This window comes from Microbacterium proteolyticum, assembly GCF_030818075.1.
In the GTDB taxonomy this organism is placed as follows: domain Bacteria; phylum Actinomycetota; class Actinomycetes; order Actinomycetales; family Microbacteriaceae; genus Microbacterium; species Microbacterium proteolyticum_A.
The window spans coordinates 471,397-484,391 of the sequence record NZ_JAUSZZ010000001.1 but is presented as its reverse complement, the minus strand read 5'-3'; the positions used below and the strand labels follow the sequence as shown (position 1 = coordinate 484,391).

The following is a 12,995-nucleotide window of genomic DNA, read 5'->3' as shown; positions in this document are numbered from 1 at the left end:
CACGCGCGGCATCCGGAAGGGGAGAGGTGCGGGTCAGGAGGCGCTGTCGTACCAGCGGCCGACGGCCACCTTCGACAGCCAGCCGAAGAAGGCGAAGATCGCCACTCCGAGCAGGCACGCCGCGAGGATGGCGGCGAAGAGCTCGGCGCTCTGCAGGCGCGACTGGTAGTTGGAGATCAGCGAGCCGATGCCCGGCTCACCCCGCCGGAAGAAGTAGTCGCCGACGATCGCGCCGATGACGGCGAGTCCGGCCGAGGTGCGCATGCCGACGAAGATCGAGGGGAGCGCCGCGGGGAGGGTGAGCTTGGTGAGCACGGTCCACTTGTTGGCCTTCTGCAGGCGGAAGAGCTCGCGCTGCGACTTGTCGACCGACTGCAGGCCGAACAGCGTGTTCGACACCATCGGGAACAGCGCGATCAGCACGCAGACGATGACGCGGGCGAGGAACTCGTAGCCGAACCAGAAGCCGACCAGCGGCACGAGCGCGAGGATCGGGATGCACTGGAGCATGACGGCGTAGGCGTAGGTGGAGCGCTCGACCCAGCGGGCCAGCGACATCGCGATCGCCCAGCCGATGCCGATCACCATGGCGATCGCGAGCCCCGACAATGCCACACCGGTGGTGCGGAACAGCGCGATCCAGATGTCCGCGCCGACCTGCGGGTCGAAGAAGCCCTTCGTGAACATCTCGTGCGGCATCGGCATGAGGAAGCCCTTGCCGGATGCGGCCAGACCGATGGACACGGCGTACCAGACGCCGAGGAGCACCACCAGCACGGCCAGTGGAGGGGCGATCAGGGCGAGGCGGGCGCCGAACCCGCGGGTGCCGGCCTTCGGGCGGGCGGGCGGGGGCGTGAGCGGGGGAGTGGATGCCGCGACTGCGGGCGACTCGACGGAGACCGGTTCTGCCGATGTGGTGCTCATGAGTGTCCTTCCCGGAGGGCGTGGGAGACCTCGCCGACGAGCTTCGCGTACTCCGCGGTGTAGCGGATCTCGGGGTCGCGGGGCATGTCGAAGGGGACCTCGAAGGTGTCGACGAGGTGGCCGGGGCGTCCCGACATCACGACGACCTTGGTGGAGAGGTAGATGGCCTCGGAGACCGAGTGGGTGATGAAGAGCCCGCCGAACTTCTGCTCGACGAAGATCTTGATGAGCTCGTCGTTCAGGCGTTCGCGGGTGATCTCGTCGAGGGCGCCGAACGGTTCGTCGAAGAGGAAGAGCTCGGGGTCGAGGGTGAGGGAGCGCGCCAGCGAGGCACGCATCTTCATGCCGCCCGACATCTGCTTCGGCAGGTGCTTTTCGAAGCCCTTCAGGCCGACCAGGTCGATGGCCCACTGCGCCTTCGGGGTGCGCACGCGCTTGGGCTGCCAGTTGAGCTCGGCCAGCAGTTCGACGTTGGACTGGACGTCGCGCCAGGGGAGGAGCGTCGCGTCCTGGAAGACGTAGCCGATGCGGTCGGTGTTGACCGTCGCCGTGCCCTCGCTGGCGTGCTCGAGACCGGAGGCGATGCGAAGCAGGGTCGACTTTCCGCAGCCCGACGGACCGACGACGCTGACGAACTCTCCGCGGCTGACGGTGAGATCGACACCGGAGAGGGCGGTGGTGCCGTTGGGGAACGTCATGGCGACGTTGTGGAAATCCAGGATCGGCGCGGTGGGATCCGCGACGGATGCCGGGGCGGGGGAGGCCAAGGTCACGGGGGCGCTCACTTTCCGTTCAGGGGCGGTCAGGATGCCGTCGCGGGTGCGGCGGGGCGGGTGGGTTCGGCGGCCGGTGCGGCCGCGGATGCGGACACGTGGGCGAGAGCGGTCGCCGTCTGAGTCGAGACGGTGGTGCGGCTGACGAGGCGACCGCGGTGGATGACCACGCGGTCGGCGCTGGCGAAGGCGACGGCATCCCCCAGCGAGGCGGCTTTGACGGCGACGAGGTCGGCGCGCGCGCCGGCGACGGGACCGGCGAACGGCAGGCCCATCACGTCTCGGGCGCCGACGGTCACGGCATTCATCGCCTCGTCCGGCGGAAGGTGGCCGGCGCTGACCAGCAGGGACGCGGTCTCGAGGTGGTCGCAGCGCCCGACGGGGTTGAAGGGGTCGCGCACGTTGTCGGCCCCGGCGGCGACGCGCACCCCGGCGGCCTTGAGGCGGCCGATGGGGGCGATCCCGCGGGGAACGGCGTGGTCTCGGCCCCACCCCTGCAGGTAGAGGTTGGTGATGGGCAGGGCGATCACGCCGATGTCGGCGGAGCGGATGCCGTCGGCGAGCGCGGCCAGGTCGGCCTCGGCCATCATGCTGAGGCGCACGCAGTGCCCGGCCGTGCGCGGGCGGTGCCAGCCCGTCACCGCCCGCGCGTAGGCGGCGAGGGTGTCGGCTCCGGCGAGGCTTTCGTCGGTGTGCAGGTCGAGGCCCACGTCGCGGCGCCGGGCCAGGGCGACCAGTCGCTCGAGGTCGGCGATCGGGTCGTCGGCGAGGTGCGGGGCGCCGCCCACGAGATCGACGCCGGCGTCGAGCGCCGCTTCGAAGACGTCGTCGGTCACGGTGGGGCCGCCGAGGGCGACGAGCTCGATGTCCATGAGCCCGGCGAGCTCGTCGCGCAGGCGCACGAGCGCGCGCACTCCGGTCAGGGCGTCTTCGCCGCGGAGCAGGTCGACGTGCGTGCGGATCGCCGTGATGCCGGATGCCAGCATCCGCAGCGCCGTGGCGCGCGCCCGGTCGAGGGTGTCGTCCTCGTCGAGCGTCAGGGCGAAGGCGTGCCAGCTGTCGATCGCGCGCTCGAGGTCGCCGAACGGGGGCTGAATGGCATCCCACGACTGCGCCTTGTCGAGGTGGGCGTGGGGCTCGGCGCCGGCCGTAGTGACCAGGTAGCCGTTCAGGTCCAGAGACTCGCCGTCGGTGTCGGGGAGGGGGCTGCCCGCCGGGACGACCGCGAGCACCTCGTCGCCGTCGATCGCGATGTCGACGACCGCGCCCGAAGCGAGGCGCACGCCGCGCAGGGCGGCGATCGAGGGGGCGGGAGCGGCGGACACGAGAGCCTCCGGGAGGGCGAGAATGCAGGCTTCGAACGGGGAACCGCGACAGACGGGTGAGTAGTCGGGGTGGCTGCCGGGTGAGCAGTCGGGGTGGCTGCGTCAGTGTTGGTGTGACCAACATCCGGTGATGATCCGATGCTAGGAACCACGCGTTTCCGCTGTATTTCTTCGGCGTGACCCTCGTGACAAACCTCATCCGCAGGCGGTGCCGCCCCGCCGTGACGAGGTGAAAGGATCTTCGAGGCGCCGCTCGCCCCCGCCCCACCTCCCGGAGTCCTCGTGCCCTCGACACCCGCCGCGCGCGCCGTCGCGCCGATCCCGGTGCTGCTCGCCACGCAGCTGCTGTTCAACGTCGGCTTCTTCGCCGTCGTCCCCTTCCTCGCGCTCGTGCTGAGCGACGATTTCGCACTCGCCGCGGCCGCGGTCGGTCTGGTGCTGGGGGTACGCACGTTCGCGCAGCAGGGCATGTTCCTCGTGGGCGGGGTGCTCGTCGATCGCTTCGGCGCGCGACGCACGATCCTCACCGGCTGCGCGGTGCGCGTGCTGGGCTTCGCCACCCTTGCCCTGTCGTTACTCGCTCCGACGCCGCAGCTCGCGGCGTTCGTCGCCGGAACGGTGCTGACGGGACTGGGCGGGGCGTTGTTCTCGCCGGGGATCAACGTGCTCGTGGCGGATGCCGAGCAGCGCCGCGCCCCCGCTCGATCCGGCTCCCGTGCCTCGCTGTTCGCATGGTTGAGCGTGGCGGGCGAGCTCGGGGCGGTCATCGGTCCCCTCGCCGGGGCGGCGCTGCTGGGGTGGGGCTTCGTGGTGGTGGCCTTCGCGGGCGCTGCGTTCTTCGTGCTCATCGGCGTGTTCCTCGCCGTCGCGCTCCCTCGGCGAGCGGCTTCCGCGCCACCACTCGGTGTCCATGGCCGGTGGTGGTCGCTGCGCGATCGCCGATTCGTCGGCTTCTCGGCGGTGCACGCCGCCGACCTGCTCGCCTTCAATCAGCTCTATCTGGCATTGCCGCTGCAGCTCAGTCGCGCTGACGGGGGCGCGGGCCTGGTGGCGCTGATGTTCGCATGGGTGTCGGCCCTGACACTCGTGCTGCAGCTGCCGGTGTCGCGGTGGTGCCTCCGAATCGGCGCCGCACGTGCGCTGCGAGCCGGATACGGGGTCTCGGCCGCCGGCTTCGCCGTGATCGCCGCGTCCGCGGTGCTCCCGCTCGCCGCCGCCGCGCAGATCGTCGCGGTGTTCGTCGCCGCCGTGCTCGTGATCCTCGGGCATCTCACGACGAACCCCACCGCGCAGGGCCTCGTCCCGCGGTTCGCGGGTGCACGTCCCACCGGGTCGTTCTTCGGGTTGCTCTCGACGTGCGGCGGCGTCGCCGTGCTCGTCGGCAACATCGTCGTCGGGGCTCTGCTCGGCTGGTCCGACGCCCCGGCGGCCGCCTGGCTCTTCCTCGCCGCCCCGCTCGTCGTCGCCGCGATCCTGGCGCCGCCGCTCGCGGCATCCGCCGGACGGAAGGGACCTACAGCTCGAGCGTGATCCGCTCGCATGCGGCGCGCGAGACGCACACCATCATCGTGCGGTTGGCCGCCTGCTCCTCGGGCGAGAGCACCGAGTCGCGGTGCTCGACCTCGCCGTCGACGATGGCCACTTCGCACGTGCCGCATGTGCCGACGCGGCAGCTCGAGGGGATGATCGCGCCGGCCTCCTCGACGACGTCGAGCACCGACCGCTCCGGCGGCACCGTCACCGTCACGCCCGACAGCATGAGGTCGACCTCGAACGGCTCCGCCCACACCGGCGGGCCCAGCACCTTCGCCTCGAACCGCTCGACGTGCAGGCTCCCGCCGGGCCAGGCGGCCATGGCATCCTCGAGTCCTTCGAGCAGCCGCGCGGGACCGCACGCGTAGACGACGGTGCGCGCGACCGGCGTGCCGAAGCGCTCGCCGAGGTCGAGGCGTCGGCCCTCATCGGCGGCGTAGATCTCGACCCGCTCGCCGTAGCGCTCGACGAGATCGTCGACGAAGGCCATGGTCGCGCGCGAGCGACCGGCGTACAGCAGTGTCCAGGCGGCCCCGGCCGCCTCGGCGGCTTCGATCATGGGCAGGATCGGGGTGATCCCGATGCCTCCCGCGACGAAGACGTAGGTGCGGCCGGCCGTCGGCGCGAAGAGGAAGTGGTTCGCCGGTCCGCGCACGCGGAGCGTCGCGCCCTCGACGGCGTTCTCGTGCAGCCAGACCGACCCCTCGCGCTCGCGCAGCACGCCGATGCGCCACGTGCCGCGCTCGGCGACCGAGCCGCACAGCGAGTACTGCCGCTCGATGCCGCCGGGCAGCACCACGTCGATGTGCGCGCCGGGCGACCAGTGCGGCAGCGTGCCGGTCGTGCGCTCGAGGTCGAGCAGGACGATGCCGTCGGCGGCATCCCGCCGCGCGCGCACCACCGTCTCGAACGTCAGGCCCCCGCTCATGCGCCGGTACCGTCGTGGTCGCCGGTGCCGTGCACGATGTCCTTCACGATGAGCAGACGGTAGGTCGTGCCGTCGGGCGAGTGCCATCGGTGGGGGGTGCCGGAGCGGCAGTACACCGAGTCGCCCACCCGCAGGGTGCGCTCGCCGTAGACGCCGAGCGAGATGACGATCGACCCCTCGAGCACGGTGAGGAACTCGTCTTCGTCGTGCACGTAGTGATCGCCCGGTTCGGCGTTCGAGCCGGTGAACTCCAGCGGTTCGAAGCGTCGGGGGCCGGTGGCGAGCAGTCGCGCGGTGCCCTCGGCGTAGGGGCCGATCACGCCGTCGTCGGCCCCGACGAACGACGGTCGGGAGTCCTGGTCCGTTCGCGGGGGCTCGGAGGCCGCGATCAGCTCGACACGGCTCGTGCCGAGCGCCCGGGCCAGGCGCTCCAGGCTCGCCATGCTGGGTCGGGCGAGACCGCGCTCGAGCTGACTGAGGAAGGGGTGCGACAGGGTCGCCGCCTCGGCGAGCTGGGTCAGCGTCAGGCCGCGCGCCTTGCGCAGGCCGCGCAGGTGCGCGCCGAGCAGCTCGTCGCCGGTGGGGGCGTCGTCGACATCGATCGCGGGGGCCATGGTGGTCATCGTCGCACTCTCTCGTACAGGTGGGCGACGATCTGGTCTTCGTCGGCGGTGAGGAGTCGTCCGTCGTCGACGACGAGACGTCCGCCGACGACGACCGTTCGGGGCTTCCGGCCCGGCGCGGCCCACAGGAGCCCGGCGACCGGGTCGGCGACGCCGGCGTTGGCGACACCCGAGACGTCCCACAGGCACAGGTCGGCCGCGGAGCCGGGCATGAGGCGCCCGAGTTCCGGACGACCGAGCCCGTCGGCCGACCCCGTGGTGGCAAGGGCGAGCACCTCGGATGCCGGCAGCTGCGACCCCACGAGGGCGGAGACCTGCATCGCGAGGCGCGCGTCGGCCAGCAGGTGGCCCGCGTCGTTGCTGCCGCCGCCGCTGGTTCCGAGCCCGACGGCGAGCCCGGCGTCGCGCAGGCGTCGCACGGGCGCGACCCCCCACCCCATCGGCACGTCGCAGCCGGGGGCGTGGGTGGCGGAGACCCCGGATGCCGCGAGGCGGCCGATCTCGGCGTCGGTGACGTCGCACAGGTGGGCGAGGGTGACGTCGGGGGCGAGCCAGCCCCACTCCTCGAGCAGGTCGAGGGGTCGGCGGCCGTAACGCTCCCGGGCGATCTCGACGTCGACGACCTCGTTCGCCTGGGTGCGCCGACGCAGCCCGTGCTTCTCGGCCACCTCGCCGAGCAGCGCGAACGTCTCGCGCGGGTCGCTGTGGACACCTGCCGGTCCGACCGCGACCTGCAGCATGCCGTCGTCCGAGACGCCGCCGTGGACGCCCGGGAGCAGCGCCCGCACGATCGCCTCGGCCGAGGCGGCGGCCTCCTGCGGATCGTCGCGCGCGGCTCCCCGCACGAACACGAGGCGCGCACCGAGGTCGGCTGCGGCAGCCGCCGCCGCCCGCGCCATGCCGACCGTGTCGGCACCGCGGGGCCACGTCAGGTGGTGGTCGGCGACGGTGGTCACCCCGCTCAGCAGCGCCTCGGCGAGCCCCGCTCGCGCGGCGAGCCCGGTCAGCTCGGGATCGACTCCCGCCTCGGCGTACGCCGAGGCCATCGCGGGCAGCCACTCCCGCATCGGGATGCCGCGGGTGCCCGGGAGCGTGCGGAACGCCGTCTGCAGCAGGTGGTGGTGGGCGTTGACGAGCCCCGACGTCACGACGCACCCGGTGGCATCCACGGTCGTGGCGCCGGAGGAGTCGACGGCGGCGTCGACGATCACCCCGTCCACGATGGCGACGTCGCCGGTGCGCACGCGCCCCTCGGCCTCGACCACGGCGACGGCGCCGCGCACGATCATGGTGCTCATGCGCTCCTCACGGCGCAGGAGTCGTCCGACATCCGTGCGGGCCCACCGTGCAGCCGCGGACCGGTGCCCTCGCGCAACGGGCGGGCGCCGGCGGCGTTGCGGGAGGCCACGATCTCGGCGATGGCCGACAGGGCCGTCTCTTCGGGCGTGCTGGCGCCCAGATCGAGGCCGAGCGGGGAGTGCAGCCGGGCGAGCTCGGCATCCGTCACCCCTGCTGCTCTCAGCAGGCCGGCCCGGCGGGCCACCGTTGCTCGCGCGCCCATGGCGCCCACGAAGCCGACCGGCATGCGCAGCGCGGTGCGCAGGGCGGGCACGTCGAGGCGCTCGTCGTGCGTCAGCACGCACACGGCGGTGCGCTCGTCGACGTCGTCGAGCGTCGCGAGCAACTCGTGGGGCGCGGCGACCACCAGCTCGGTCGCCTCGGGGAAGCGTTCGGGGGTCACGAGCAGCGCCCAGTCGTCGCAGACGGTCACCGCGAACCCGGCGGCCGCCCCCACCCGGCACAGCGCCGCCGCGTGCTCGCCGGCACCGAGGATGATCAGGCGCGGTGCGGCCGGGCGGTGCAGCACCAGCGGCTCGCCGTCGAGGTCAAGCCGCAGCGTCGCCTCGCGGCCGGCTCGCGCCGCCTCGAGCGCGGGCCGCACGGTGTCGTCGATCGGATAGGCCACGACATCGACCGCCCCGCCGCAGGCGAGGCCCGCGGCGATGGGGGTGACCGTGCCGTCGTCGGTGAAGCCGAAGCGCGCTCGCCGCACCGATCCGGTGCGCAGCGCGTCGAGGCCGAGCATCACGGCATCGCTCTCGACGCAGCCGCCCGAGATCGAGCCGATCACGCGCGCGTCGCGCGTCACGGCCAGAGTGGCCCCCACGCCGCGGGGTGCGCTTCGCACGACGGCGGTGACCGTGACAGCTGCGACGGGCACCCCGGCATCCATCAGCGGCACCAGGTCGGCGGCCAGATCGAGCATGCGGTCGACGGTAGCCGGGGCGTGTTTCACGCACGCTACGCTGTCGTGACCATGCCCCCTGAGCCTGCCGACCACGTCTCCGGGCTGGTGCTGGCCGCCGGTGCGGGGCGGCGCTTCGGTGGCCCGAAGGCCCTCGCGCGCACGCCCGCCGGGGCTCCGTGGGTGGCGCTGGCGGTGCGTGCTCTCGTCGAGGGCGGATGCCGTGACGTCACCGTCGTGCTGGGCGCGGGCGCCGACGAGGCGCAGGCTCTCGTCCCTCGCACCGCGCGGATCGTGCGCGCGGAGGACTGGGCGGAGGGGATGTCGGCTTCCCTGCGGAGCGGGCTGCGTGCCCTGGCCGGCGGCCCCGCTGTCGCCGCCGTGGTCGTCCCCGTCGACACCCCCGACCTGCTCCCCTCGGCGGTCGCCCGGGTGATGCGCCGCGCGCGGCCGGAGGCTCTCGCGCAGGCGACCTACGCGGGTCGACCCGGTCACCCCGTGCTGCTGGGGCGCGCGCACTGGAAGCCGCTGTCGGGGCTGATCCGGGGAGACATCGGCGCCCGCCCCTACCTCATCGCGCAGGGCGCCGACCTCGTCGAGTGCGGCGACCTCTGGGCGGGTGCCGACGTCGATTCGCGCTGATCGGCTCGAGAGCCGAGCCGATCGGGGGTCGGCGGGCCGCCACGGCGGCGGCGAGGCGGGCGCGGCCCGCGCGAGGGTCGTCCGAACCCGTCGGCGCCGGCGCGCTCAGTCCGCGTCGGCGGCAGCGTCGTGGGCGGGGGAGAGCACTCGCCGCAGGAGGGCGACGCACGAGGTCATCGCGACGCGGGGATCGAGGATCCACTGGGTCTGCAGACCATCGAGGGCCGCGACCGCCAGGGTCACCAGATCGCGCGCGTGTTCGGGGGAGAGCGCACCGCCCCACTCGGCCTGGATCTTGTCGGTCAGATGACCGCGCATCCGCGTGAATCGCGCGCGGAAGAATTCTTGAGCGGGGTGCTGTTCGGTCGTGCTCTCGGCCGAGAGCACCGCGTAGAAGCGCACCAGGTCTGCGCGACGTTCGTTCGTCGCAGCGGCCAGCTCGAGGTAGTCGGGCACCGGCATCTCGTCGATCCCCCGGCCCTCGGGGTCGCGCAGCGTGCCGTGTTCGTCGTAGAAGCGCTCGAGAGTGGCCAGGAGCAGCTTCTCCTTGGTGGCGAAGTGGTGCAGGATCGCGGACTGCACGATGCCGGCGTCCGCGGCGATGCGGGCGAGCGAGGTTCCGCGGTAGCCGAATCGGCCGAAGTTCTGCACGGCCGAGGTGAAGATGGCCTCCCGGGTCGAGTCGCCTTGAGCGACGATCCGGGGGGCGCGAGGCATGGCTCTCATCCTAGGGCGGCGGTCCCGCGGACCGCCGCCCCAGGATCCTCAGCGGACGCCGCGGATCACGGCGATCGCCGCGGCGCCCAGCAGGGCGAAGACCGCCGCGCCGACGTAGAGCGCGACGTAGTTCTGGCTGCCGGGCGTCGCCCCGATCAGCAGAAGCACCGGCGCGAGCACGGGGGCGACCGTCTGGGGCACGGTGCTCGACAGGTTGAACACGCCCATGCCCTTCGCGGCCTCCGTGTCGGAGTCGGGCAGCACGTCCGAGACGAGCGCGTAGTCGACGCCCATGTACGCCCCCTGCGACAGACCGCCGATGACGACGCCCAGCAGGAACCCGTCGAAGCCGGTGGCGGTGGCCACCACGATCATCGCGGCCGCGTAGCCGAGCGAGGCGGCGATGACGAAGACCTTGCGTCGTTTCACGATGTCGCTCAGCCAGCCCGCGAGGAGGCTGCTGACGAACACGCTGGCGGCGAGGGCCAGCATGGAGATGAACAGCAGATTCGGCAGCGCCTCCTTGGGCAGGCCGAGGTGGTCGCTGAGGAAGTAGGTCTTGTACGTCGTCAGCAGGGCCAGCGCGGTCCAGACGAGGAAGCGACCCACCCACGCGAGTCCGAAGGCCGGGAAGCGGAACGGGTTGATCCACAGCGCGGTGAAGATGTCGGCGAGACGGAACCGCCCGACCTCCGCGCGGGTGCGCGGCGCTTCCTTGAGGCCGGCGACGAAGACGACCACGAGAACGAGGGCGAGCGCGGCGGGGGCGAGGAACATCCAGACGCCCTGCGTGCCCGTCCCCTGCACGAGGAACGTCCCGGCGACGGCACCGACCTGACTGCCGGAGCCGAGCCACGCCGACACCCGACCGCGCTTGTGCGCGGGGACGCGTTCGGGCAGCACGGCCACGGTGGCGGCGAGGGCGGTGTTGAAGCCGACCTGCGCGATGCACCACGCGACGGCGATCATCGGAATGGTCGTCGCCGCTCCGAGGAAGAACGTCGCGATGATCCCCACCAGCACGCCGCCGAGGATGAAGGGGCGCCGCTGACCGAAGCGCGAGGTCGACTTGTCGCTGAGGCGCCCGAAGATCGGGTTGGCGAACAGCGCGCAGGCGGCGCCGAGCCCCGCGATGAGCGAGAGGGATGCCGCCTTGTTCGCCGGATCCACGTCGCCGACGCGAAGCGAGAGGGTGACGGCGGCGGGGGTCATGAGGGCGATCCACACCCCCAGTTGGCCGAGGACGTAACGGGTGATGAAGCCGGCGCCGACGTGCTGGCCCGTCAGCCGCATCATCCGCTCGGCGGTGCTCTCGGCCGTGCTGCCGGCGGCCGCCGGGACAGGATGCTGTGTCTGTGTCATGGTGTCTCCTTTGACGAGGGGGAAGGGGGTCAGGCGGGGGTCGTGAGGCCGTGTCCGTAGGGGAACAGCGGTGCCTCGGTGTCGAAGGGCACGTCCTCGCGCGAACGCTCGACGGCGGCCATCGACGAGGGGAGCTCGAACGGCAGCCGCCCCTCCGCGCGCGCCTGGCCGAAGAGCACCTCGAGGTACGCCCGGTCTCCGCTGCCGAACGATCCCGTCACCGCCGCCGCCGCGGCGACGACGTCGGTGAGGATGGCCGGTCGGTCGAGGAACACGTCGACGACGGTGGGGACGGCGCGGCAGAGCGCGTCGATGTGGGCGGCCTCGTCGGGCGAGAACTCGAGCGAGCCCTGGTGGAAGAACGTCTCGAAGTAGAAGGTCTGTCGCACCTCGCTCGGCGCTTTCACGCGGAGGATCGCGATGTCGGCATCCCGGGGATCGTCCGCCACCTCGGCGAACTCGGCGAGGATCGCCCGGTCCACGCCCTCGGCGTAGACCCGCAGACCGGTGCGGAAGGGGAGCACCGCGCGGCCGGTGTCGCCGTTGGTCAGGACGATGATGCTGCGCTGCTGGGCCGCGTGACCGGCCGCGACCGCGTCGGCGGCCCCCGCGACGGCGCGTGCGTGGTCGAGGTCGAGGAACGGGTCGTCGAAGAGGCCGAGGGCGAACTTCACCCGCAGCAGCCGCCGCACCGACTCGTCGATGCGCTGCTCGGCGATCTCGCCGCTCTCGACGAGGTCGACGACGATCTCGGGGCACTTCTCGCCGCCGAGCTGATCGGCTCCGGCGTCGAGGATCTTCTTCACGCGGGTGCGTGCGTCGGCGTGCTCCATGCCCCACGCCTTCGGGGGCAGCTCCCGCCCGGGGGTGGTGTACCCGTGCACGAGGGCCCAGTCGGTGCAGATGACCCCGTCGTAGCCGAGCTTCTCGCGCAGGAGACCGGTGAGGATCTGCTTGTTGAAGCCGAACCCGACCTCCTCCACCGGCTCGCCGTCGAGGACGAGCCCCTCGGGGAGGCCGTAGTAGGGCATGATGCCCGCCGTGCCCGCCGCGATCGCGGCACGGAAGGGCTCGAGGTGGTAGTCGAAGTTGTCGCCGGGGTAGACCTGCTCCCGCCCGTAGGGGAAGTGCGCGTCCTCGCCGTTCTTCTGGGGACCGCCTCCGGGGAAGTGCTTGGTGGTGCAGGCCACCGACGTCGCACCCAGCTCGGCACCCTGGAACCCGTCGAGGTACGCGCGCACGTAGGCGGAGGCGAGCTCGGCATCCTCTCCGAACGTGTGGATCTGCCGCGCCCAGCGCGGCTCGGTCGTGAGGTCGACGGTGGGGTGGAGTGCGGCGCGGATGCCGACGGAGGCGTACTCGGCGCGCGCGATGTCGGCGAACTCCCGGACCGTGTCGACGTCGCGGAGCGCGGCAAGGCCCAGGGGCTCCGGCCACTTCGAGAAGAACGCGGAGGGGAGCGAGGCGCCGACGTTGCGGACGAACGCATGCCGCGGATCGGTGGAGAGGGTGACGGGGATGCCGAGTCTCGTGCGCGACGCTGCCTCCTGCAGGGCGTTGCTCCAGGCCACGGCCTGCTCGACGCTCTCGAGCTCGAGCACGTTGAAGTGGGTCATGTGCTTCTCGCCGAGCAGGTCGCTGGTCGCCGTCTTGTTGTAGCGCTCGGCTCCGACGATGTCATCGTCGGGGGTGTCGTGCTCGACGACGACTCCGCCGCGTCCGGACTCGATGACGGACTGGAACATCTGGCCGGCCTTCTCGGCCAGCGTCATCCGCGACAGCAGGTCGTCGACGCGGTCGTCGATGCTCGCGGTCGGGTTCTCGTAGACCGCCATGATGCCGTCGTGGTCGAGATCGCGGAATCGCGTGCCGTCGGGTGCGGTGAGCGCCGCGGCGGTGGGGGACAGCGTGTCGGACATGGGA

12 protein-coding genes are annotated in these 12,995 nt (G+C 72.4%); 2 read left to right on the top strand and 10 right to left on the bottom strand.

The genetic code is table 11. The features are described from left to right. Nucleotides 1-33 precede the first annotated feature (33 nt). Genes QE392_RS02320 through QE392_RS02310 form a run of 3 tightly spaced genes read right to left on the bottom strand, consistent with a single transcriptional unit; the run spans nt 34 to nt 3,022 of the window. Nucleotides 34-924 (bottom strand): ABC transporter permease, encoded by an 891-nt coding sequence (locus QE392_RS02320; RefSeq protein ID WP_307447298.1) that lies wholly within the window; start codon nt 922-924, stop codon nt 34-36. Then, nucleotides 921-1,697: an ABC transporter ATP-binding protein gene (locus QE392_RS02315; RefSeq protein WP_307447295.1), complete on the bottom strand. Its 777-nt coding sequence runs from the start codon at nt 1,695-1,697 to the stop codon at nt 921-923. The genes QE392_RS02320 and QE392_RS02315 overlap by 4 nt, the downstream gene beginning before the upstream one ends. A 29-nt stretch (nt 1,698-1,726) precedes the next feature. Further along, entirely contained in the window at nt 1,727-3,022 is a 1,296-nt protein-coding gene (locus QE392_RS02310; protein WP_307447293.1) for an amidohydrolase family protein, read from the bottom strand. Nucleotides 3,023-3,304: 282 nt separating this feature from the next. Here QE392_RS02310 and QE392_RS02305 point away from each other — a divergent pair, with 282 nt between their 5' ends. Next, the gene (locus tag QE392_RS02305; protein WP_307447290.1) at nt 3,305-4,552 is read left to right on the top strand and encodes an MFS transporter; all 1,248 of its coding nucleotides are present in this window, start codon (nt 3,305-3,307) and stop codon (nt 4,550-4,552) included. Here QE392_RS02305 and QE392_RS02300 read toward each other — a convergent pair. From QE392_RS02300 to QE392_RS02285, 4 genes are read right to left on the bottom strand one after another with little or no spacing between them, the layout of a single operon-like run. Next, nucleotides 4,536-5,483 carry a PDR/VanB family oxidoreductase gene (locus QE392_RS02300; protein ID WP_307447287.1) on the bottom strand — a complete coding sequence of 316 codons (948 nt, stop codon included), beginning with the start codon at nt 5,481-5,483 and terminating at the stop codon, nt 4,536-4,538. The genes QE392_RS02305 and QE392_RS02300 overlap by 17 nt on opposite strands. Next, nucleotides 5,480-6,106: a helix-turn-helix domain-containing protein gene (locus QE392_RS02295; protein ID WP_307447284.1), complete on the bottom strand. Its 627-nt coding sequence runs from the start codon at nt 6,104-6,106 to the stop codon at nt 5,480-5,482. Before QE392_RS02295 ends, QE392_RS02300 begins: the two co-directional genes overlap by 4 nt. Continuing rightward, nucleotides 6,103-7,404 (bottom strand): amidohydrolase family protein, encoded by a 1,302-nt coding sequence (locus QE392_RS02290; protein ID WP_307447281.1) that lies wholly within the window; start codon nt 7,402-7,404, stop codon nt 6,103-6,105. The genes QE392_RS02295 and QE392_RS02290 overlap by 4 nt, the downstream gene beginning before the upstream one ends. Beyond that, nucleotides 7,401-8,372, bottom strand: a complete 972-nt coding sequence (locus QE392_RS02285) for an XdhC family protein (RefSeq protein WP_307447279.1) — start codon at nt 8,370-8,372, stop codon at nt 7,401-7,403. Before QE392_RS02285 ends, QE392_RS02290 begins: the two co-directional genes overlap by 4 nt. Before the next feature lie 51 nt (nt 8,373-8,423). Here QE392_RS02285 and QE392_RS02280 point away from each other — a divergent pair, with 51 nt between their 5' ends. Continuing rightward, on the top strand, nt 8,424-8,993 hold the full coding sequence (locus QE392_RS02280; RefSeq protein WP_307447276.1) for a nucleotidyltransferase family protein: 570 nt from the start codon (nt 8,424-8,426) through the stop codon (nt 8,991-8,993). Nucleotides 8,994-9,098: 105 nt separating this feature from the next. Here the strand turns inward: QE392_RS02280 and QE392_RS02275 are convergent, their stop codons facing one another. The 3 genes from QE392_RS02275 to QE392_RS02265 are packed head-to-tail and all read right to left on the bottom strand — an operon-like array spanning nt 9,099 to nt 12,991. Next, nucleotides 9,099-9,710 (bottom strand): TetR/AcrR family transcriptional regulator, encoded by a 612-nt coding sequence (locus tag QE392_RS02275; RefSeq protein ID WP_307447271.1) that lies wholly within the window; start codon nt 9,708-9,710, stop codon nt 9,099-9,101. Between the two features lie 48 nt (nt 9,711-9,758). Continuing rightward, nucleotides 9,759-11,072: an MFS transporter gene (locus tag QE392_RS02270; protein WP_307447267.1), complete on the bottom strand. Its 1,314-nt coding sequence runs from the start codon at nt 11,070-11,072 to the stop codon at nt 9,759-9,761. A gap of 29 nt (nt 11,073-11,101) precedes the next feature. After that, nucleotides 11,102-12,991 (bottom strand): glycoside hydrolase family 3 protein, encoded by a 1,890-nt coding sequence (locus QE392_RS02265; protein ID WP_307447264.1) that lies wholly within the window; start codon nt 12,989-12,991, stop codon nt 11,102-11,104. Nucleotides 12,992-12,995: the final 4 nt, after the last annotated feature.